Raw genomic sequence first — 23,188 nt, 5'->3', positions numbered from 1 at the left:
ACTCACAATCAAGAATTATAGCACAGAGTATTACTTTTTACAATATATTTTATGTATCCTCCGCCTCACTATTTTGTATTGCCTATAACTTAATTTTCTTATATATGAATCGCGTCTTATATAAAGTTGCGAATTAGAACTTTTTATACTAATATCACAACTGCATTTTACATAGTATTATTTCTAAAAAATATAATATCTAAAGGAGAGCTCAAATGTTTAAAAAGGCAACATCATCTATTGCATGTTTAACTATTATGGCGACTTCTGTAGGTGCGTTAAATGCAAACGCTTCTGAGCATTCTGGAGGTAGCCAAAAAGGGACAATGGGGTATGGATATCAACAATATCTTGAAAATAACCCCGACCAACAAGATGCTTCAACAAGTAATCGTTCAACCTTTTCATCAAAATCCAAAGCAGTGACCACACAAAACGGTGAACGTGTATTAGATATTTCAGAGTGGCAAGGCAACTTAACTGACGCCCAAATCAAACAATTAAAACAAGATTATGATTTTATTATTATTCGAGGTCAATATGGCTCCGAATATGTCGATAAATGTTTAGAGAACAATTCAACTTTACTAGATAACAATAATATGAAATTTGGTGTATACTCATACAGCATGTATGAAAATGCCGATGACGCTCGAAATGAAGCACAAACGCTTTATAATCGTGCGCCTAAAGCATCATTCTATGTTAATGATTTTGAGCAAAATTCCATCACTTCTGGTGATGCTGACACTGCCACAAAAGCTTGGGCAGATTAAATGCGACAACTTGCTGGAAATAAAAAAATATTATTTTATTCTTATGAGAACTTTATGATTAACAATGTTCCTAATGCAGTGAGTGCTTATGATGGTTATTGGTTAGCAGCATATCAAACACAAGAACCTAATAGAGAGAAAGTATTATGGCAATACACTGATCATTACTATGCACCAGAGTTAAACCAAAATGTTGATGCGAATTACTTAGATGCCAATGTTACGGCTGATTGGTTTATTGATTAAAAATACATACATAACACTTTATTTTTACGAACACTTGTTCTATAATGAAGTCGAGGTGTAAAATATGCAATTAGATTTAGATTGGAATAAAGATTTTCAAGAATTTCAAGAAGTCTTAAATTGCGGTATCAATCCAGAATGGTTATATTGTGCGAAAGCCAATATGATTCTTGAACCTGCTTATACTGGAGAAGGTAAACAGTTTTTTAGCACCAAAGACATTATTGAAGCAAGTAAAGTTATACCGTTCTTTTAAGATATAAATGAAACAAATGATATAAAAAAAGCAATGTAAGTCTCTTGTCACTTAAGCTAAGCGAAACTTACATTGCTTTTTATTTTACTCACATAATCCGTTGAGAAATGATTAAACGTTAAATCTGAAGTGCACGATATCGCCATCTTGCATAATGTATTCTTTACCTTCTAAACGTTGTTTACCCGCTTCTTTAGCACCTTGTTCGCCACCATGTTCTACATAGTCATCATAACTAGTCACTTCAGCACGAATAAATCCACGTTCAAAGTCAGTATGAATAATACCTGCACATTGTGGTGCTGTCATACCTTGTCTAAATGTCCAAGCTCGTACTTCTTGTACACCTGCAGTAAAGTATGTTGATAAGCCTAATAAATCATATGTTGTTCTGATAAGTACGTCTAGTCCTGGTTCTTCAATGCCTAAATCTTCAAGGAACATCGCTCTATCTTCGTCATCTAATGTAGCAATTTCTTCTTCAATTTTCGCGCTAATAACGATAACTTCAGAATCTTCTTTCGCCGCATATTCACGAATTGCTTTTACTTTATCATTATCTTCGTCACCAATTTCATCTTCACCGACATTGGCAATATATAACATTTTTTTAGATGTTAGTAGTTGTGCTTGGTTAACGTATTTTTGATCTTCATCATTGAAGTCTATACTACGTACAGGGTCGCCGTTTTCAAGTGCTTCTTTAATTCTAGAGAGAATTCTCATTTCCATTTCAGCAGTTTTATCTTTTTGACGTGCCATTTTTTCAATTCTAGGCAAACGTTTTTCGACAGATTCTAAATCTGCTAATACTAACTCCATATTAATGACTTCAATATCATCTAATGGGTTGACGCGACCTGATACGTGTGTAACGTTTTCATCATCAAACGCACGTACAACTTGGCATATCGCATCTACTTCACGGATGTGTGAAAGGAATTTGTTTCCTAAACCTTCACCTTTAGAGGCACCTTTTACAATCCCTGCAATATCTGTAAATTCAAATGTCGTTGGAATTGTTTTTTTAGGCTCAACCATTTCTGTTAATTTATTTAAACGTGTATCTGGCACTTCTACGATACCTACGTTTGGATCAATTGTTGCGAACGGATAGTTAGCGGCTAATGCTCCCGCTTTTGTTATTGCGTTAAATAAGGTAGATTTACCTACGTTTGGTAAGCCTACAATCCCTGCTGTTAAAGCCATTAATCATTCTCCTAACCTTCAGTATCTTGATATGATACTAATATTTTCTTTATTTTTTTATTGAACGTTTGACGTGGAATCATAATACTTCGTTGGCAATTCTCACATTTGATACGAATATCAGCACCCATACGAATGATTTTAAATCGATTAGTTCCACATGCATGTTGCTTTTTCATCTCTACTATATCATTTATTCCATAATTTGACGTCATGAAATTACCCCTCAATAATAATTAAGATTTGCCTTGTTGATTATTATTTTTAATGTAAATTGGTTGTGGTAATTTAATACCTTCTTGGACAAACACTCTTTGAATTTCTTTACGTAATATTCTTGAGCCAGATGCACCTTCACCAGGAATCGTTTCAGCAGATATTCTAAACGTTACTTTCGTTTCATCTAACGAATCAATACCTTCCACGACTGGATCAGTAATAAATAAGTAATATTTACTACGCATTGCTGTAAATAATTTATTTAGACGTTTTTCAACTTTATCTAAATTTTCTTCCACAGATACTGGAATTTCTACTATAGAGAATCCATTGGTAATAGAGAAATTCGTAATTTCGCCCATACTACCATTTGGTAATATCGTTAATTCACCTGTAATAGTATTAATACGTGTTGATCTTAAGCCGATAGATTTCACAGTTCCTTCTGCTACAGTTGTACCACCGCTATTGATTTTAACATAGTCACCAACGTCGAATTGATTTTCAAATATGATAAAGAAGCCTGTAATAATATCTTTAACGATGGTTTGCGCACCGAAACCAACAGCTAAACCAACGACCCCAGCACTCGCAATGATGCCTTCAACACTAATTCCAAATTTACTTAAGATGGTAGTAATCACAATAAACCATACGATGTAACTCACTACGTTTTGAACTAGTGAAATTAATGTTCGAGAACGCTTTTTATTTCCTTTGCTACTACGGTTTTGTATTTTAAATGCTTGTTCAATTGCTTTGTTTAATATTGCTATAACAATCAACGCAACAATAATATATATGAGAATTAATGCTATTTTGATAGCTAAATTCTCATATGTTTCTATCTTTGTTAATGGTTCAAATAATGAAGACAATACATTTTTGACCTGATTCATATAATAGCAACCTCCCTATTTAACTATTTTATAATTTAATTATTATACGCATTTATTGCACAATATGTATCCGTCTTAAGCTTTACTTTCAATATTATTTTCTCTCTAAAGCTTAAAATGTAACATAACTTTGCTCACTAACTCAAAGATCCCATTCTAACAGTACATTTGGATATGTACCATTAATCTTCATTAAGTTGTTGAATGAGTCGCTGAAACGCTTCTTTTGATTTAAATTCAAATGTTATTTTACCTGTATTTTTACGCGTTGAAATCTCTACTTTAGTGCCAAATTTTTCTTTTAATAGACGTTCTTGTTTTTGAATGAATTTGGGTTTCATTGGCGTTGGTTCTTTACTTTCTTTAGACTGCCGGCCGTCTTGAAGTTCATTTACAACTTGTTCAAGATACCTAACGCTCCACTTTTCACGTATTGCTTGTTGACTTATCTTCTTCATCTTACTAACATCTTTAATTCCTAGTAATGTCCGTCCATGCGCACCGGATAACGCACCTTCTTTGACTTGCTTTGAAACATCTTGTGGCAAATTCAGCAATCTCAACATATTAGCGATGTAAGGTCGTGATTTACCTAATCGCTCAGCTACTTTTTGTTGCGTTAATCCTAAATCTTTCATCAAACGTTGATAGCTCTCCGCTTCTTCAATAGCATTAAGATCTTCTCGTTGTAAATTTTCGATAATCGCTAATTCCATCATGTCCGAATCAGATAATTCTTTGATGATTGCTGGTATTTCAGTTAACCCTGCTAATTGAGATGCTCTAAATCGCCTTTCGCCAACCACGATATAGTAACCTTGTACAGTTTGGCGTAATACAATAGGTTGTAAAATACCGTGTATCTGTATGGACGTTGCTAAATCGCTTAACTTTTCATCATCAAAGGTTTTGCGAGGTTGGTATGGATTGGCTTTAATTTGAGAAATATCAACGTTTTGAATTTGTTCATTTTGACTTAAGGCCAATCGTTCATCTTGTTTATGATCCACTATCTTTCACCCCTTTCAACTAACATTTACTAAACATTTAATACTTTATCTTTGCACTAGGCTTAATGCGATTACAACAAACTCACTTACCTTCTCATTATAACTATTATGGCACGCATTTGATTAGCACTTATCTATTTTAAAAAATATAGAATAGGTTTAACAAGTAGATAAGGTCGATGAAATAAAAAATAATTTTTTATGTGCGCATATTATGATGTTATCAATACTTTAAGCGTTTTCTGATTTGACTTTATAATCTTAATTTTCAGAAAAGTTGTTGACAAATATGAATTAGGCCTGTAAGCTATGAATTAACTTAAAAAAACACAAATTACACACTGTAATAAGGAAAGTAGAACTTACACTGCTAATACAGAGAGTCTCCTTAGCTGAGAAGAGACATTGAAAGAAAGTTTGAAAATGGCCTTTGAGTGTTGATGCCAATACGAGGTGTCAACGGGTTCGCCCGTTATAGCGATACAGTATTAACATTTATTGTTTAATGGCGTACTGGAATTCTAGACGTCGCTATTCATCGTTAATACTCATTTACTTGTAATCAAGTTAAATGAGTTTTTTAATGGAGACTTTCATTTATCCGAAGCTTCAGATAACGAATGGATTAGCGTCTACCATCTCAGTACACGTTATTCACATAATGGCGTACTGTTTGAGGTTACTTTAGCAATAAAGTAATAAACAAAGGTGGTACCGCGAAACAAGCTTTCGTCCTTTACATCCGATACATATCGGGTTTAAAGGACGGAAGCTTTTTTTATTGGATTATAAATGGATGGAGGATTTGACATGAAAGATACACAATTAGCACAAATATCATTAACTAAAGATGTTACTGGCGCAATAGCCAATCCGATTTATTTGTCTACCGCATATCAACATCCTCACCTTGGTCAGTCAACAGGCTACGACTATACAAGAACTAAGAACCCAACACGTTCTGCATTTGAGGAATCCTTCGCGAAATTAGAAGGTGGTATTGCTTCGTTTGCTACGTCAAGTGGCATGGCTGCAGTACAGCTCATTTGTAACTTGTTTCAACCAGGTGATGAGATATTAGTCGCCTTCGACTTATACGGTGGTACATTCAGATTATTTGATTTTTACGAGAAACAATACGGTATCAGATTTAAGTATGTCGACTTTTTAAATTATCAGGAAGTCGTTGACAGTATTACACCAAATACGAAAGCACTTTTCATAGAACCCATTTCGAATCCACAAATGATTGAAATTGATGTTGAACCGTATTATATCTTGAGTCAAAAGCACCATCTGTTAACAATTATCGATAATACATTTTTAACACCGTATCTATCTACTCCTTTAGAGGAGGGTGCAGACATCGTGCTTCATTCAGCAACCAAATACATTGGCGGTCACAACGATGTGCTCGCAGGTGTTGTAACAGTGAAAGATGAAGCGTTAGCCGAACAACTTGGACAATTGCATAATATGATTGGTGCAACATTGTCCCCTATTGATAGTTATTTATTACAACGTGGTTTAAAAACACTACATTTACGTATTGAACGGTCAGAAGCAAATGCTAAGAAATTAGCTGAACGATGTAAAGTTTCAAATGCTATAGATGAAGTTCTATACAGTGGAAAAACGGGCATGTTAAGTTTACGCCTAAACAAAGACTTTAGCGTTGCTAAATTTTTGGAAAATTTAGAAATTTGTATTTTTGCAGAAAGTTTAGGCGGAACCGAAACATTTATCACTTTCCCATACACACAAACACATGTCGATATGCCTGATGAAGAAAAAGATAAACGTGGCATAGATGAACATCTCATACGCTTATCCATAGGTATTGAGGATTATAACGATATTGAGTCAGATATTTTACGCGCACTGGAGAATTCTAAAGTAGGAGTGATTTCATGACCTTATCAAAAGAAACTGAAGTTATTTTTGATGAACATAGAGGTGTTGATTACGATTCAGCTAACCCACCGCTTTATGACTCTTCAACATTTCACCAACAGGTACTCGGTGGCAATGCAAAATTCGATTATGCCAGAAGTGGTAATCCCAACCGTCAACTTCTTGAGGAGAAATTGGCAAAGCTTGAAGGTGGCAACTACGCATTTGCATATGCGTCAGGTATTGCTGCAATATCAGCGGTGCTATTAACACTAAAAGCAAATGATCATGTGATTCTTCCTGACGATGTATACGGCGGTACATTCAGACTTACCGAACAAATTCTCAATCGCTTTAATATTCAATTTACGACAGTTAATGCCACACACCCTGAGGAAATTGAACGAGCGATTCAACCTAACACTAAACTCATCTACGTTGAAACACCATCGAATCCGTGTTTCAAAATTACAGATATACGTGCCGTCGCATCGATTGCGAAACGTCATCAGTTACTTTTAGCAGTGGACAATACATTCATGACTCCATTGGGTCAATCCCCGCTTGCACTTGGTGCTGACATTGTTGTTCACTCAGCTACTAAATTTTTAGGTGGACACAGTGATATTATCGCTGGTGCTGCCATCACAAATCGCAAAGACGTCGCAGATGCATTATATCTTTTACAGAATGGGACTGGTACTGCATTATCAGCACATGATAGTTGGACGTTAGCCAAACATTTAAAAACATTACCCGTTCGCTTTAAACAATCAACAGCTAATGCAGCGCAACTTGTCACATTTTTAAATGAAAGAAAAGAAATTGCCGAAGTATATTATCCAGGGAACAGTTCATTACACTTGTCACAAGCAAATAGCGGTGGTGCCGTCATCGGTTTCCGATTAAAAGATGAAACGAAGGCACAAGATTTTGTGGATGCCTTAACGTTACCTCTCGTTTCCGTAAGTCTCGGAGGTGTTGAGACCATTTTATCTCATCCTGCCACGATGTCACATGCTGCTGTTCCTGAAGATGTTCGAAATGAACGTGGCATTACCTTTGGCTTATTCCGATTAAGCGTAGGTCTAGAACAACCTCAAGAATTAATTGCTGACCTTAACTACGCATTAAAGGAGGCTTTCAATGAGTCGATTATTGAATCAATTACAGAACAACGTTTTAGTAGCTGATGGTGCAATGGGAACAACCCTCTATTCAGAGGGACTCGATACATGTCCAGAAGCATATAACTTAACACATCCGGAGAAAGTAGAGTCAATACATCGTTCTTATATAGAGGCCGGTGCTGATATCATCCAGACGAATACGTACGGTGCTAACTTTGAAAAGCTTAAACGCTTTGGCTTAGAACATAAAGTGAAGGATATTCATAAAGCAGCTGTAGCTATTGCGAAACGTGCGGCGCAACCGGACACTTTCATACTTGGTACAGTAGGTGGTTTTAGAAGTTTACAACAAGAGGAGTTGCCTTTGTCCACCATTCAATACCATGCTGAAAATCAAATCGATACACTCGTTGAAGAAGGTGTTGATGGGTTATTATTCGAGACTTACTACGATTTAGAAGAACTTACAAACATCGTTACAACAACACGTCGTAAGTACGATATTCCAATCATTGCTCAACTCACCGCTTCAAATACGAATTACTTAGTCGATGGAACCGAAATTAATCAAGCGTTACAACAATTAGTTGCTTGTGGTGCCAATGTTGTAGGCCTTAATTGTCACCACGGTCCACATCACATGCAACGTTCATTTTCACATATTGCGTTACCAGAGAACGCATACCTATCATGTTATCCAAACGCGAGCTTACTGGATATCGAGAATAGTGAATTTAAATATAGTGATAACGCACAATATTTTGGCGATGTTGCGCAAGAACTTATAAATGAAGGTGTACGGTTGATTGGTGGTTGTTGTGGCACAACACCACAACACATTGCTTATATCAAATCATCCGTCAAAGATTTGAAACCTGTTACCAATAAAAAAGTAATTCCAATTAATCGCCAAACGAATCGAGCAGTGACGCGTACGTATAAACATAACTTAACGACAAAGGTTAAAAATGGACCGACAGTCATTGTCGAACTCGATACACCGAAGCATTTAGATACAGATCTTTTCTTTGAAAATATCGGCAAACTCGATGAAGCCAAAGTTGATGCAGTAACACTAGCTGATAATTCACTAGCTACCGTGCGTGTTAGCAATATTGCAGCGGCAAGTATTATACGCCAACGTTACGATATTGAGCCACTCGTACACATTACATGTCGAGATCGTAATTTAATTGGCTTGCAATCACATCTACTTGGCTTATCACTTATCGGCGTTAACGAAATTTTAGCAATTACAGGCGACCCGTCAAAGGTAGGTCATCTACCCGGTGCCACAAATGTCTATGATGTCAATTCAAAAGGATTAACCGAATTAGCATTAAGATTCAATCAAGGTATTAACACGGATGGTGATGCGCTGAAGAAACATACAAACTTCAACATCGCTGGTGCATTTGACCCTAATGTACGTAAACTCGACGGTGCGGTCAAACGCCTTGAGAAAAAAGTAGCTGCAGGCATGAATTACTTCATTACGCAACCTGTATACAGTAAAGCAAAAATCAAAGAAGTATACGAGGCGACGAAACATCTGAATGTCCCTCTATTTATAGGTATCATGCCTATCGCAAGCTATAATAACGCACTTTTCCTACATAACGAAGTGCCTGGCATTAAAATGTCTGAAGACGTATTAAGCCAATTTAAAGCAGTAAAAGATGATAAAGAAAAAACTAAAGCATTAAGTTTGAGACTCTCTAAAGAATTGATTGATACAGTGCATGAGTACTTCAATGGTTTATACATCATCACACCGTTCCAACGTATCGATTATTCATTAGAACTCGCAGCGTATTCTAAAGCAATTACCCAAAACAAGGAGGCAATATCATGACAACAATTACAACTTCAAATTTAGGATTCCCAAGATTAGGTAGAAAAAGAGAGTGGAAAAAAGCCATCGAAAGCTATTGGGCTAAAAAAATTGATAAAGCAGAATTAGATCAAACGTTAAGTGATCTTCACAGAGAAAATTTATTATTACAAAAGCATTATAATTTAGACAGTGTACCTGTCGGTGACTTCTCACTATATGACCACATTCTCGATACATCATTACTATTCAACATCATTCCTGAACGTTTCCAAGGTCGCGAAGTCAATGATGATTTATTATTTGATATTGCACGTGGTAATAAAGAACATGTAGCGAGCGCTTTAATTAAATGGTTCAATACGAATTACCATTATATCGTGCCAGAATGGGATAACGTTGAACCTAAAGTGAATCACAATGTATTATTAGATCGCTTTAATTATGCAAAATCACTTAACGTCAATGCGCATCCTGTCATCGTAGGACCAATTACGTTTGTGAAATTGTCTAAAGGTGGTCATCAATCTTTCGAGGAGAAAGTTCAAACACTTTTACCATTATATAAAGAAGTGATTCAAGCACTCGTTGATGCTGGCGCAGACTATATCCAAGTGGATGAACCAGTATTAGTAACAGATGAGAGCGCAGCCTATGAAGCGATTACAAGAGAAGCCTATAACTACTTTGATACAGCAGGCTTAGCAGACAAATTAGTCATTCAAACTTACTTTGAGCGTGCCAATGTTAAATTCTTAAGTTCATTACCAGTAGGTGGCTTAGGATTAGACTTTGTACATGATCACGGTTATAACTTACAACAAATTCAAGCAGGTGACTTCGACGCATCTAAAACATTATATGCTGGTATCATTGATGGCCGTAACGTTTGGGCGGCAGATATCGAAGCTAAGAAACAATTAATCGAATCATTACAAGCCTATGCGAAACATATCGTTATCCAACCGTCATCATCTTTATTACATGTACCAGTATCATTAGATGATGAAACATTAGATGAATCTATTGAAGACGGCTTAAGTTTCGCTACTGAAAAGTTAGACGAATTAGATGCACTACGTCGCCTATTTAATCATAACGACAGTGCGAAATATGATGAATTCAAAACACGTTATGAACGTTTCCAAAGTCAATCATTCAAAAATCTTGAATATGATTTTGATAGCGTACCAACAAGCCGTAAGTCACCTTTCCCTGAGCGTAAAAAAGCACAAGACGCACGTTTACACTTACCTGACTTACCAACAACAACGATTGGTTCATTCCCACAAACTCAAGAAGTACGTAAATATCGTGCTGATTGGAAAAATAAACGTATCTCAGATGAAGCTTACAACGATTTCCTAGAAAGTGAAATTGCACGTTGGATTAAAATTCAAGAAGATATCGGTCTAGATGTACTCGTTCATGGTGAGTTCGAACGTAATGACATGGTTGAATTCTTCGGTGAAAAACTACAAGGCTTCTTAGTCACTAAGTTCGGCTGGGTACAATCGTACGGTTCACGTGCTGTTAAACCACCAGTGATTTACGGAGATGTCAAATGGACTGAGCCATTAACAGTCAAAGAAACGGTATATGCACAAAGTTTAACTGACAAACCTGTTAAAGGTATGCTAACTGGTCCAGTAACGATCTTAAACTGGTCATTCGAACGTGTCGATGTGCCACGTAAAGTCGTTCAAGATCAAATTGCTCTAGCGATTGATGAAGAAGTATTAGCGTTAGAAGAAGCGGGTATTAAAGTCATCCAAGTAGACGAACCAGCTTTACGTGAAGGTTTACCATTACGTTCTGAATACCATGAACAATATCTTGCAGATGCAGTCAATTCATTCAAATTAGCAACTTCATCAGTCCAAGATGAAACACAAATTCATACGCATATGTGTTATTCTCAATTTGGTCAAATCATTCATGCCATCCATGAATTAGATGCTGATGTTATTTCAATTGAAACATCACGTAGTCATGGTGATTTAATCAAAGACTTTGAAGATATCAACTATGATTTAGGTATTGGGTTAGGTGTATATGACATCCATAGTCCACGTATCCCTACTGAAGATGAAATTGCTACAGCAATCGATCGTTCTCTACAACAAATTGACCGTTCATTATTCTGGGTTAACCCTGACTGTGGCTTAAAAACACGTAAAGAAGAAGAAGTTAAAGACGCTCTAACTGTACTTGTAAATACCGTTCGCAAAAAACGCGAAGCAAATAACCAAAACAAACCCGCATAGGGGAGCTGTACAGAAATCACTTGTGATTTCGTCGTACAGCCCCGGCACAGATGACTAGAACTGAAGCGAGCTTTCCCTAAAGCGATGGAGCAGTTCAGTCAGCCACTGCCAAAAATAACATAAAATAACTATTACTATTGGAGGTATGAAACATGCCAAACTATCCATTATGGAACCAATTAAATCAACTGAAAGAAGCAACTTGGGTGGATTTAACACATACCTTTGACCCAGAAATACCTCGCTTTAGTGAATTTGAAAAAGGTGAAGTTTCGACACTCTTTACCGTTAAAGAACATGGGTTTTACGTGCAACGTTGGAATATTGTCACACAATATGGCACACACATTGATGCCCCTATTCACTTTGTTGAGAATAAACGTTACTTAGAAGATTTAGACTTAAAAGAATTAGTATTGCCCCTTATTGTCTTAGACTTTTCAAAAGAGGCTACAGAAAATGCTGACTTCATCGTCACACGTGACCATTTAGAGGCATGGGAAGCGAAACATGGGCGTATTGAAGACGGTACGTTTGTCGCTTTACGTACAGATTGGTCAAAACGTTGGCCAGATATTGAACAATTTGAAAATAAAGATGCTGAAGGTAATCAACATTTACCAGGTTGGGGTTTAGATGCCTTGAAGTTCTTAATCGAAGAACGTGGTGTGAAATCAATCGGACATGAAACATTCGACACAGATGCGTCAGTGGATACTGCTAAAAATGGAGATATCGTTGGAGAACGTTATATTCTTGGACAAGACACATTCCAACTTGAATTGTTAACGAATCTAGACCAATTACCAACGCGTGGTGCGGTCATTTACGCAATTAGTCCGAAACCCAAAGATGCACCTGGATTCCCAGTACGTGCATTTGCGATTAAACCTTAATCAATGACATGTTTTAGGCTTGATATTGAGCGATCAAAGCCAAAACTTTCCTAATATTATAAAAATCCTGTCACATCAACCGTTACGCGTAAGTGCCGGTATGTGGCAGGATTATTTTATTGATACGTTTTTATAATATTGATAATGTCTTCATGAATATCTGGATGTGCAATAATTGCACCCTTAACGTGATTTAAATCGATAGCATTGCCTTGAATATCTGTCACAATTAGTCCTAACTCTTTCGCATATAATAATTGCGCACTCATGTCCCATAGATTTGCGCCCATATCGATACTTGCTCCGAAATCCCCTGTAATTGTTCGCAACGCACCAATGCCACCAGCACCAATAAATCGAAAGCCATGTGATTTTGAAATCAATGCCTTTAATAACTCGGAACGCGCACGTTTTGGATCAATAGAAATCAACGCATCTTTGAGGTGATGATACGTGTCTACACGTAGTGGCACGCCATTAACCGTCACACCTTTACCCTTTACAGCTTTATATAATTTTTGTTGATAAAATTCATATGTATAGGCTAGTAAAGGCTCGCCATCATAGAATAAACTTACTATTAAACAATAATCTTTATGTTGTTTCACAAGATTCGTTGTACCATCAATAGGATCTATCGCCCAAGCATAGCCACGGTACATATCAACCTCATGATTGCTTTTTTCTTCACCCATAATCTGATGTTCTGGATAATATTCTTTGATAAGTTGAGTGAAATCAGCTTGAACTTCCTTGTCGATATTCGTCACTAAATCTAAATCATGCTTTTTTGTTTCAACCGCCACATCATTCAACATCATATCAACCTTACGTGCAATATGTGCTATCCATGCTTCAATACGACAATCAATCTCTTGAATTGCGCACATTTTTTATCACCTCTTACTTTCTTATCTAAAAACTAATTTTTTAGGTTTAACATTATCCTTTATATAAATATACCTAAGATTCGTTAACCTATTAAGTTCTTATATGAAGTTTATATATTTTTTCTAATAAAACATCTATTAAATACGCTGCCATTTAGTCATTTTCTTTAATAAGACTATCGTATCACTTGATTGACAAGCACGTTTAACGGGTAGACGCTTAATAGTCAATTCTTTAAACATGTGGGAGGAAACGAAAATGAGTAATAAAACAGTCTATGATGTGATTGATACTGGTGTGAACTACTTACTGTCCGTTTATGATAATTGGAACATTGAGGAAGTATTAGATAAAGACAATGATGTATTTCCAAATACGCTACATTGGCAATTTGGCCATGTCTTAACAATCTTTGATTCAGCTTTATCGATGGGTGGCCAAAATGCGGTAGATATCGACAAATATACTACAATATTTGGTTATGGTTCTAGTCCTGCTAACTGGGGTGGACAAGACGTTCCATCAATTGAATCCATTAAAGAGGACTTAAAAACGATTCCAGATCGCGTACGTCAACTAACTGACGAGCAACTCTCTCAAGCATTAGACCAACCGATTGCTGGTTGCAAAACGGTGAACGAATTACTAGTATTAAATGCCATTCATGTCCCATTACATGCGGGTAAAATTGAAGAAATGGCTCGTGTTCTGAAACAAGACCACTAATTTAAACGCCATATTATATAAATTGAAGGGGTACGTATGAACATTATTGCGAACAGTATTTTTGTAGAGAATCAAGAAGAAGCTTTACAATTTTATACAAATATTCTAGGCTTTGAAAAGAAAATTGACGAACCTGTAGGCGGAGGTTTTAGATGGCTCACTTTAGTGTCTCCTAATCAACCTGAAGGTGCCCAATTGGTCTTAGAACCCAATGGTAATCCTATTGCAAGTGACTATCAGCAACGTCTATTCGAAGCCAACATACCTATTACTATGTTTGGCGTGGACAATGTACAACAAACGTATGACACATTAACGCAAAAAGGGGTTCATTTTACCGTTGAACCGACGACAATGGGTAGCGCTAAAATGGCCATTTTTGATGATACATGTGGTAATTTAATTCAAATTGTAGAACAAAGATGACCTCATAGGATGCATATTGATGCATCCTATGAGGTCTATTTTAATGAAAAGGAAGTCATACATTATGATTTATAATTGAAATCAGGAATGTTATGCCAACGTTCTTTAAAATAATGTGCAATCGCTTTAGGTTTACGGTCGCGTGTGAAGATACCTTTCTTATTACCTTGAACACGAATGATACCGTTTGATGTTTCAAAATCTGCGAAATTCCATGTCTGTTCACCGATAAATTGTGGGTATTTATCCATAATTTCATGGTTCGCTTTATAGTAATTCAATTGATATTCTTCCGTAAACATTTGATCATCAATCGCATGCATACCTGCAACGGTATCAGCACCATATTCTGTGAACATAATTGGCTTGTTAGGTTGTCGTTCAGACCACTGTGCTAATTCTTTATCCAGTGCTTTTTTCGCACTTGCTAAATCTGCAGATTGCGTATACCAACCGTAATAGCGATTTAAGCATAATACATCAACTAAATCTTGCACTTCACATACATCAGGTTGTGCCATTAAAATGGTAACGATTGTAACAGGTCGTTTCTGTGGATCTTTACGTTTCGCTAATTCCACAAATGGTTCAAAATAAGCTTTTGCGCCTTTTTCATTAGAAGCAGGTTCATTAGCGATTGACCACATAACTACGCACGCATGGTTCTTATCTCTTTCAATCAAACCTTCTATGACTTCTTTATGCGCTTGATGTGTATCAATCTCTTTCCAAGTATCATGTTCTAATTGGCCACCTAAAGCCACCATAAAGTTAAGATGTACACCGACCGCTGTCGTTTCATCGATCACAACGATACCTTGTTCATCCGCTAGACGCATCATTTCTTCGGAATATGGATAATGCGCTGTTCTGAAAGAATTGGCACCAATCCATTTCATCAAATTAATGTCCATTACATTGGCTGCCTCATTTAAGCCACGCCCACTATAAAATGTATCTTCATGCTTACCAAATCCTTTGAAATAAAACGGTTTATTATTGATAAGGAATTGACCATCTTTTACTTCTACAGAGCGAATACCAAATCGTTCTGTATATACATCAACAACCTCGCCGTCATTCAGAAGTTCAACTTTCATGTGATAAAGATACGCATTAAGTGGCTGCCATAAATGTGGATGATCAATAGACATTGCACCTTCAGCTTCATTGTTCTGAGTAACAACTTGTCCATCTTCATCTATAATCGTTACGCTAATTCGATCAATATCTGAGCGGTTTCCGTGAACATCCACTTTATAATTCACTATACTTTCTCCATTTTGTTTAACTTCTGGGTTAATCACAATATCCTGAATATATGTTTGAGGTGTTGTATATATTTTTACAGGGCGATGAATGCCTGCGTAATTAAAGAAGTCAAAGTTTGGCGTGTTGACTGGCGTAACCGTTCCATCTTCATCAACACGTTCACTATAATTACCTACCGGCAATGTGCTATGCGTCAGTATATTGTTGACCTTCACCGTTAATCGATGACTACCTGTTGTAGCGATTTCCGTAATATTCACTTCAAATGGTAGAAAGCCGCCTGAATGTGTCACGATTTCCTTGCCATCTAAATAAACCGTCGCATGATGCGTTACTGAACCAAATCTTAATACAATACGTTCACCTTTGAGGTGCTTTGGAATCATAATCTCACGTTCATAGTAAACGTCGCCAACGTGTTGTCGAATACTTTGAATCACGCCTTGATCATTATAAGAACCTGGTACAGCCATTACATCTTCTGTATCTAAAGCTTGACTTACGTCGACATGTTCTTTATAGCCTACTAATTTAAATTTCCATATACCAGACACGTCTAATAATTGTCTGGTTTCTGTATTAATTGGATATAACATCTTCATTCCTCCTTATATTACACACCTGAATATGCGTTAAAGCCACCATCTACTGGTAATACAACGCCATTAACAAAGCTTGACGCCTCTTTACTAACTAGGAATAATAATGCACCTACCAGTTCTTCCGGTTTACCGAAACGTTCCATTGGCGTAGCATTAATAATTTTTTCAGAGCGCGCTGTATAACTGCCATCTTCATTTAGTAGTAATGCTTCGTTTTGTTTTGTTAGTAAAAAGCCTGGGGCTATGGCATTTACTCTAATATTTGTTTTAGAGAAATACACACTTAGCCATTGTGTGAAATTACTAATTGCTGCTTTTGCACCACTATAGGCTGGAATTTTTGTAAGTGGGGTAAAGGCATTCATTGATGAAATATTAATAATCGTTGCGTCTGCTTTATCTAACATATCCGTTGCGAAACCTTGTGACGGAATAAATGTACCTAGGAAATTAAGATCCATTACGAAGCCAACACTTTCTTCATCTAAGTTGAAGAATGTTTGTTTATCTTGATCTAAGTCACCTTCAAAGCGCTCGTCATCTGTAGTACCTTTAGGCGCATTACCGCCTGCACCATTTATTAAAATATCGACACTACCGAAAGTATCATTGACTTCCTGTTTAATTCGTTTCATGTCTTCTTTATTTGTTACATCGCCTAGAAATACTTGAGATTCTCCGCCGAGTGCTTTTATTGTTTCAACTAAGCCACTTGCATCCTCTCTAAGGCCAACCATCGCAACTTTAGCGCCACTTTGTGCTAAGGCAGTAGACATCGCACTGCCAATGACACCTGTTCCACCTGTAATGACAACGACTTTATCTGTTAAATCAATATCGAATGGTAATTTCATAAGTTCATTTCTCCTTTTTTATTTGTTATTCTTACTAACCGCTTCATATAAACCGTTTAAATAAGTTGCGCCTAACGCACGATCATATAATCCATATCCTGGTTTACCTGTTTCGCCCCAAATCATACGTCCATGGTCCGGTCTTATAGGGCCATGATAATCGAAACTATGCAAAGCTTTAACGACTTCATACATGTCGATTGAACCTTTTTCAGATAAATGTGCAGATTCTTGGAACGATTTATCGCCAATTAATTTAACATTACGTGCATGTACAAAGTTGACGCGGCCTTTCTCGCCAAAGTAACGTAACATGTCAACGAAGTCATTTCTGCGATCAGCACCTAATGAGCCAGAGCACATCGTTAAACCATTGTATTTAGAATCATACAAGTTAATAAAGCGCTCTAAATTTTCTTTGTTAGTGATAATACGTGGTAAACCAAAGATATTCCATGGTGGATCGTCCGGATGTATCGCCATCAGAACATCTTCCTCTTCAGCAACCGGTATTACTTTTTGGATAAAGTAATTTAAGTTGTCCCATAGCGTTTCTTCATCTACTTCTTTATAATCATCAAATAATTGTTTTAAATCTTCTTTCGTATAACTTGAATCCCATCCTGGCAATGATAATTCACCACTTAATGGATTCATTTTCTCAACATCTTGTTCATCATAGATTAAGCAAGTAGAACCATCATCTAAGCGGTAGTCTAATTGTGAACGCGTCCAATCAAATACTGGCATAAAGTTGTAACATACAATCTTGATACCTGCTTGTCCTAGATTTCGAAGTGTTTCACAATAATTTTCGATGTATTTATCGCGAGTAGGTTTACCTAATTTAATATCTTCATGTACAGGTACACTTTCAATCACCGATAATTCCATGCCTGCATCTTCAATTTCTTGCTTTAATGCTTTAATTTTATCTAATGGCCAAACTTCACCAACCGGTACATCATAAATTGCACTTACAATACCTTTCATTCCAGGTATTTGTTTAATATATTCCAAGCTGATTGGATCATCTTTGCCGTACCATCTAAATGTCATTTTCATTGTCTTGTCCCCCTATATTAATTTGAAATAGTTATAAGCATTGTTATAGCAAATATTTTCAATCATGCGTTTTAACAGTTGATCATCATTAGGAATTTCACCTTTTTCAACTAAGTCCCCAATGAATGAAGATAATATACGTCTAAAGTAATCGTGTCTTGAATATGAAATAAAGCTTCTTGAATCTGTTAACATACCAACAAAATGCATTAGCAACCCTTGATCAGCTAATGATGACATTTGTCTTAACATGCCTCTTTTCGTATCGTTGAACCACCAACCTGCACCATGTTGTACTTTACTTTTAATACCTGGTTCAGTTTGGAAATTCGCAATTGTAGAACCCACGATATCATTATAAATTGGGTTTAAGTTATACAAGATGGTCTTAGGTAAGTGTCCTTCTTGTTCCATCATGTCTAGTGTTGCATTTAAATGATACGCAAGATTGTCTTGGTCTCTAATTGAGTCAAAGCCAGCATCTTTTCCTACTTTTTCAAACATCTTCGTATTATTATTTCGAATTGCACCAAAGTGAATTTGCATTACCCAACCACGTTCATGGTATGCCTTACTCAATTCATTTAACATGTAGCTTTGGAACTGGAATCGTTCATATGTTGAAATATCTGCATGATTTAAAGCTTTCTTGAAAATGTCTTGAATAGCTTGATCCGTATAAGCCTCAAAATGTATTTCTTCTAAACCATGGTCAGCTAATCGACCGCCTTTATCATGGAAATATTGAATACGTTTATATAACGCTTCGATAAAGTCAGAAGGTGTCGTAATTGGATGCGTAAGGTTTTCTAACTTTTGTAGTAAGTCTGTAAACGCTGGGTCGCCAACTTTAAATACATCATCAGGTCTAAATGCAGGTAGGACAGTCGTGTTAAATCCATCCTGTGCTTTAATAGCATCATGATAGTTTAAGTCGTCTGTAGGATTATCTGTTGTGCAAATTAAGTTGACATTCGAATCAGTAATCAATGATTGAGTTGTTGTGTGATGTTGTTTTAGATAATCATTAGCACGATGATAAATAGCTTCAGCGTTATCACTAGTCAGTAAGTCTTCAATGTCAAAATACATTTTCAATTCAAGTTGTGACCAGTGATATAACGGATTGCCCACTGAATTTTCTAATGTTTCTGCCCATTTTTTAAATTTATCAAGTGGTGCAGCATCGCCAGTAATATACTGTTCTTCAATGCCTTGTGCACGCATTGCACGCCATTTGTAATGATCACCACTGAGCCATAAGTCTGTAATATTGTCACATACCACATTGTCGCTAATTTGCTTAGGGTCTAGATGACAATGGTAGTCATAAATTGGCATATCTTTCGCAAAATCATGGTATAAATGTTTTCCTGTTTCATTATTCAACATAAAATGTTCATTTATAAAAGCCATATCGTATACGCTCCTTTAAATTTCTTCTCTCAATGCAAGTTCTTTAACAATTTGTTTATGTCGTTTATCTGTAAGTGGGTACCATATAAAGAAGATAATGAATGCGATGGTACATGCAACTGCCGGTACTGCAAAGAATAAAACTTTAAGTCCAAAGATTGTGCCCGCTGATTGGTCTACATTAGGTTGATAACCAATGAACGTTAATGCTAATCCAGGTACGAAACCTGCAAGTGCTTGTGATACTTTTCTAGTAAAGCTATAACTTGAATAAGTGATACCTTCTGAACGTAATCTGAATTTCCATTGTCCGTATTCCACAACGTCTGCAATGAATGCCCATACAACTGTGTTAGGAATAACTAAGAAGAATTGTGCTATCGTATTCATGATTAAGAACATGACATAATTTTCTCCGAAGAATAAGAAGTTTAAGGCTTCGAAGATAACAAATCCGCCAATACCAATGAGGGCTGTATATTTTTTACCTAACTTTTTACTAATATATGTAGTTGCAAATAAGGCTGGTAATAAGACGATAAAGTTTAATGTACTGACTAAACCAACAAGATTCGGTTTATCTAATACATATTTAAAGTAGTAAAGTTGTGTTGATTGTACTAAGAACATAGACATAATCGTTAATAGTGTGAAGATAGCTAAGACGGCAAAGGCTTCATTTTTCACTAAGTTGAAGAAGGCTTTCTTATTGACGCCTTTCTCTTTCGGACGTTCGATAACGTGACGTTCTTTAACACCTTTGTAGCAAATCAAATGGAATATCACACCAAAGATTGCAAGCATACCAACAACTACTGGATAACCAATTGCGTGATTATCAAATTTTGAAACTAATGGTACAACGGCAATACCTGCGATGAATAATGCACTTTGTGATCCTAAGTTTCTAAATACAGATAACTGTGTTCTATCATCCGCATTCACTGTCATTGCAGCTGATAATGAGCCATAAGGGATATTAACGACTGAATAAGCCGCGTTAAACATTAAATAAGTTGCGAACGCCCAAATGACCTTTCCAGTATCACTGAAATTAGGTGCGGTAAATGAGAGCACCGTTAAGATTGCTAGGGGCACCGTGCCATATAAGATGAATGGTCTAAATTTACCTTTAGGCCCTATATTTGTTCTTGAATCGACGATCGTCCCTACACCTGTATCTACAAATGCATCAAAGATTTTAGCAACTAAAAATACAAGACCACCGTAGAAAGCTGAAATACCTAAAATATCTGTGAAGAACATCATTAAGTAAATTTGTCCCATATCAAACATCATGCCGTTACCTAAATCACCAAATCCATAAGATAACTTTTCTTTAAAACCTAATGTTGATTTTTGAATATTATTGAGACTCTGCACTTTTTGCTTTTCTCTTGTTTCAACTGTAGTTCCCATAATACTGCCTTCTTTCTATCTATTGATATCTTTGTTACTTTCAATAGACGTATTTATTTTTTCAAGATTGGCATAACTATAATCACCAATGACGTTGTGCTTATAAACCATGTTATTGATCCCAAATTGAACAGTATCTTTTAAATCCCATTGCTTCATAATTCCATAAATGATACCTACACTAAATGCATCACCCGTGCCTAATCTATCTAAGATATCGACCTCAACTGTTTCAGTTTGTTCGAGTTGATTTGGTGTAGATAGAAACCCTTGTAAGCGGTTTCTTTTATGGTTAAAAATTTTTCTCTGTGTAAATGCAATATAGTTAATGTTGTATGTTTGATGTATTTTCGTTAAAAACGGTCTAATGTCTTCAATATTAGCCATTCTATCTAAACCATCTTTTAAATCTTTACCATCTTCACCTGGCAGTGATAAAGGCTCATAACCAAAGATTAAATCCACGTCGTATAAGAGTTCAGACATTTTTCTTCTCGCAGTTTGAAAATCCCACAACGCATCTCGAAAGTTCAAATCACAGCTTACAAAAAGACCTAATGTTTTAGCTATTTTGACCGCTTTTTTCAAGAATTCAAATAACGCATCGTTTAGTGCTGCCGTAATACCCGTAATATGAAACCATTCATGCGCTTTCAATATGCTTTCAATTTCATATTCATCAGGATTTAATTGGCTAAATACACTCATTTGTCTATCGTAAATAAGACGGTTTGCTCTTTGTGCATAACCACTCTCAGTAAAATAAAGACCTAATCTGCCACTAGCGCTTTTCACCTTATCGGCATTCACGTTGTAACGTCTTAAATGTTGTATGATGTTGTCTCCAATATCATTATTAGGTAAAGCCGTTACCATTGCGGTATCGATACCTAAGCCTGATAAACCTATCGCAACATTCATTTCGGCCCCGCCATAATGAATATCAAACGCTTGTGACTGTTCAAATGTTTGGTGATGCGGTGTACTTAATCGCATCAATATCTCGCCAAAAGTAATGAATGACATGTGCTCACCCACTTACTGTTTGAAATTTTCTGACAAATTTTTCTGTATTTTCTTTAATTACAGTGTCGTTTCCATCTTTTGCATTTTTCATCAATGCACTACCAATGCCTACCGCATAAGCACCTTTGTTATACCAATCTTCTAAATTATCTAAAGATACGCCACCTGAAGGCATTAATTCTATATGTGGTATAGGTCCATGTACATTTTTTATGAAATTCGCGCCTAGCAACTCTCCAGGGAATAATTTAACTAAGTCAACGCCTGATTCCATTGCTTGTACAATTTCTGTTACAGAACCACATCCAGGTAAATAAGGCACTGCGTATCTGTTACACATTTTAGCTATTTCAATATCTAAGTGAGGGCTCACGATATATTCAGCACCGTTTAAAATAGCGATTCGTGCAGTTGCACTATCCAATACAGTACCTGCACCGATGACGATATGTTCATCGCTTGTCGCACTTAAGTGTCGAATAACTTCTTCTGCTTGAGGCGTTGTAAAGGTAATCTCAATATTATAAATGCCACCTTCTATCATTTGTTGAACAGCAGCGATTGCATCATCTTTGCTTTTACCTCTGACAACTGCGACGAGATAATTTTCATGCAATTGATTTAATATTTTTATTTTTTTCATTTTCGCAAAGCTCCTTATTTCTAATTTCTTTGCCAACCCAATTTCATTATATTTGCAAATGGCGAATCGTCAATTTAGCGCAGTCAGAAATCGCTTTCAAGCAAAAATAAACCCTTCCTATCAAACTCCTAAAAAGCTTGATATGAAAGGGTTTATAGCATATTTCTATTTTCTTAATGATGATGAATTACAACGAAATATCATCAAAATAAA

The 23,188-nt window shown here is 36.2% G+C and carries 20 protein-coding genes, 1 pseudogene and 1 other annotated feature; of the genes and pseudogenes, 9 read left to right on the top strand and 12 right to left on the bottom strand.

Annotated features, from left to right (window positions below):
- The first annotated feature begins 215 nt into the window (after positions 1-215).
- Both JVV30_RS10220 and JVV30_RS10215 read left to right on the top strand, forming a co-directional pair.
- Positions 216-1,022 (top strand): annotated as a pseudogene (locus JVV30_RS10220) (glycoside hydrolase family 25 protein).
- A gap of 64 nt (positions 1,023-1,086) precedes the next feature.
- Positions 1,087-1,278, top strand: a complete 192-nt coding sequence (locus JVV30_RS10215; RefSeq protein ID WP_011276869.1) for a hypothetical protein — start codon at positions 1,087-1,089, stop codon at positions 1,276-1,278.
- Between the two features lie 111 nt (positions 1,279-1,389).
- Here the strand turns inward: JVV30_RS10215 and ychF are convergent, their stop codons facing one another.
- From ychF to JVV30_RS10195, 4 genes are all read right to left on the bottom strand, one after another.
- On the bottom strand, positions 1,390-2,487 hold the full coding sequence (gene ychF / locus JVV30_RS10210) for a redox-regulated ATPase YchF (RefSeq protein WP_053030275.1): 1,098 nt from the start codon (positions 2,485-2,487) through the stop codon (positions 1,390-1,392).
- Between the two features lie 11 nt (positions 2,488-2,498).
- Positions 2,499-2,702, bottom strand: coding sequence for a DUF951 domain-containing protein (locus JVV30_RS10205; protein WP_204194180.1), 204 nt, complete (start codon positions 2,700-2,702; stop codon positions 2,499-2,501).
- 21 nt (positions 2,703-2,723) lie between these two features.
- Entirely contained in the window at positions 2,724-3,605 is an 882-nt protein-coding gene (locus tag JVV30_RS10200; RefSeq protein WP_053030277.1) for a mechanosensitive ion channel family protein, read from the bottom strand.
- Between the two features lie 182 nt (positions 3,606-3,787).
- A complete protein-coding gene (locus JVV30_RS10195) occupies positions 3,788-4,615 on the bottom strand; it encodes a ParB/RepB/Spo0J family partition protein (RefSeq protein WP_204194177.1) in 828 nt (275 codons plus the stop codon).
- A 334-nt stretch (positions 4,616-4,949) separates the two neighbouring features.
- Positions 4,950-5,355: a binding site (T-box leader), on the top strand.
- A gap of 70 nt (positions 5,356-5,425) precedes the next feature.
- Here JVV30_RS10195 and JVV30_RS10190 point away from each other — a divergent pair.
- The 5 genes from JVV30_RS10190 (at position 5,426) to JVV30_RS10170 (ending at position 12,635) form a co-directional block, all read left to right on the top strand.
- Positions 5,426-6,529 carry a PLP-dependent transferase gene (locus JVV30_RS10190; protein WP_204194175.1) on the top strand — a complete coding sequence of 368 codons (1,104 nt, stop codon included), beginning with the start codon at positions 5,426-5,428 and terminating at the stop codon, positions 6,527-6,529.
- Positions 6,526-7,701: a cystathionine beta-lyase MetC gene (gene metC / locus JVV30_RS10185; RefSeq protein ID WP_204194173.1), complete on the top strand. Its 1,176-nt coding sequence runs from the start codon at positions 6,526-6,528 to the stop codon at positions 7,699-7,701. The genes JVV30_RS10190 and metC overlap by 4 nt, the downstream gene beginning before the upstream one ends.
- Positions 7,655-9,493 (top strand): bifunctional homocysteine S-methyltransferase/methylenetetrahydrofolate reductase, encoded by a 1,839-nt coding sequence (locus tag JVV30_RS10180; RefSeq protein WP_204194170.1) that lies wholly within the window; start codon positions 7,655-7,657, stop codon positions 9,491-9,493. Before metC ends, JVV30_RS10180 begins: the two co-directional genes overlap by 47 nt.
- A complete protein-coding gene (metE, locus tag JVV30_RS10175; RefSeq protein WP_204194167.1) occupies positions 9,490-11,739 on the top strand; it encodes a 5-methyltetrahydropteroyltriglutamate--homocysteine S-methyltransferase in 2,250 nt (749 codons plus the stop codon). The genes JVV30_RS10180 and metE overlap by 4 nt, the downstream gene beginning before the upstream one ends.
- 152 nt (positions 11,740-11,891) lie before the next feature.
- The gene (locus tag JVV30_RS10170) at positions 11,892-12,635 is read left to right on the top strand and encodes a cyclase family protein (RefSeq protein WP_204194164.1); all 744 of its coding nucleotides are present in this window, start codon (positions 11,892-11,894) and stop codon (positions 12,633-12,635) included.
- 116 nt (positions 12,636-12,751) lie between these two features.
- On the opposite strand, the gene JVV30_RS10165 is transcribed toward JVV30_RS10170, so the two are convergent.
- Positions 12,752-13,525 (bottom strand): inositol monophosphatase family protein, encoded by a 774-nt coding sequence (locus JVV30_RS10165; RefSeq protein WP_053030284.1) that lies wholly within the window; start codon positions 13,523-13,525, stop codon positions 12,752-12,754.
- A gap of 259 nt (positions 13,526-13,784) precedes the next feature.
- On the opposite strand from JVV30_RS10165, the gene JVV30_RS10160 reads away from it, so the two are divergent.
- Together JVV30_RS10160 and JVV30_RS10155 are read left to right on the top strand one after the other, a co-directional pair.
- The gene (locus JVV30_RS10160; RefSeq protein ID WP_204194161.1) at positions 13,785-14,252 is read left to right on the top strand and encodes a bacillithiol transferase BstA; all 468 of its coding nucleotides are present in this window, start codon (positions 13,785-13,787) and stop codon (positions 14,250-14,252) included.
- Positions 14,253-14,288: 36 nt separating this feature from the next.
- Positions 14,289-14,678 (top strand): VOC family protein, encoded by a 390-nt coding sequence (locus JVV30_RS10155; protein WP_204194159.1) that lies wholly within the window; start codon positions 14,289-14,291, stop codon positions 14,676-14,678.
- 62 nt (positions 14,679-14,740) lie between these two features.
- Here the strand turns inward: JVV30_RS10155 and uidA are convergent, their stop codons facing one another.
- From uidA to JVV30_RS10120, 7 genes are read right to left on the bottom strand one after another with little or no spacing between them, the layout of a single operon-like run.
- On the bottom strand, positions 14,741-16,546 hold the full coding sequence (gene uidA / locus JVV30_RS10150; protein WP_204194156.1) for a beta-glucuronidase: 1,806 nt from the start codon (positions 16,544-16,546) through the stop codon (positions 14,741-14,743).
- 17 nt (positions 16,547-16,563) lie between these two features.
- Positions 16,564-17,406, bottom strand: coding sequence for an SDR family oxidoreductase (locus tag JVV30_RS10145; RefSeq protein WP_204194154.1), 843 nt, complete (start codon positions 17,404-17,406; stop codon positions 16,564-16,566).
- An 18-nt stretch (positions 17,407-17,424) separates the two neighbouring features.
- On the bottom strand, positions 17,425-18,471 hold the full coding sequence (gene uxuA / locus JVV30_RS10140) for a mannonate dehydratase (protein ID WP_053030288.1): 1,047 nt from the start codon (positions 18,469-18,471) through the stop codon (positions 17,425-17,427).
- Between the two features lie 12 nt (positions 18,472-18,483).
- Positions 18,484-19,887: a glucuronate isomerase gene (uxaC, locus tag JVV30_RS10135; protein WP_204194151.1), complete on the bottom strand. Its 1,404-nt coding sequence runs from the start codon at positions 19,885-19,887 to the stop codon at positions 18,484-18,486.
- Between the two features lie 15 nt (positions 19,888-19,902).
- Complete coding sequence (locus tag JVV30_RS10130) at positions 19,903-21,306, bottom strand: glycoside-pentoside-hexuronide (GPH):cation symporter (RefSeq protein ID WP_204194149.1); 1,404 nt, start codon at positions 21,304-21,306, stop codon at positions 19,903-19,905.
- A gap of 15 nt (positions 21,307-21,321) precedes the next feature.
- On the bottom strand, positions 21,322-22,332 hold the full coding sequence (locus JVV30_RS10125; protein ID WP_204194147.1) for a sugar kinase: 1,011 nt from the start codon (positions 22,330-22,332) through the stop codon (positions 21,322-21,324).
- 4 nt (positions 22,333-22,336) lie between these two features.
- The gene (locus tag JVV30_RS10120; protein ID WP_204194145.1) at positions 22,337-22,975 is read right to left on the bottom strand and encodes a bifunctional 2-keto-4-hydroxyglutarate aldolase/2-keto-3-deoxy-6-phosphogluconate aldolase; all 639 of its coding nucleotides are present in this window, start codon (positions 22,973-22,975) and stop codon (positions 22,337-22,339) included.
- Positions 22,976-23,188 lie beyond the last annotated feature (213 nt).

It is taken from the genome of Staphylococcus sp. GDY8P47P (genome assembly GCF_016892225.1).
In the GTDB taxonomy this organism is placed as follows: domain Bacteria; phylum Bacillota; class Bacilli; order Staphylococcales; family Staphylococcaceae; genus Staphylococcus; species Staphylococcus borealis.
Note: the sequence above shows the minus strand (reverse complement) of the source record. Positions and strands in the feature narration are given on the sequence as shown.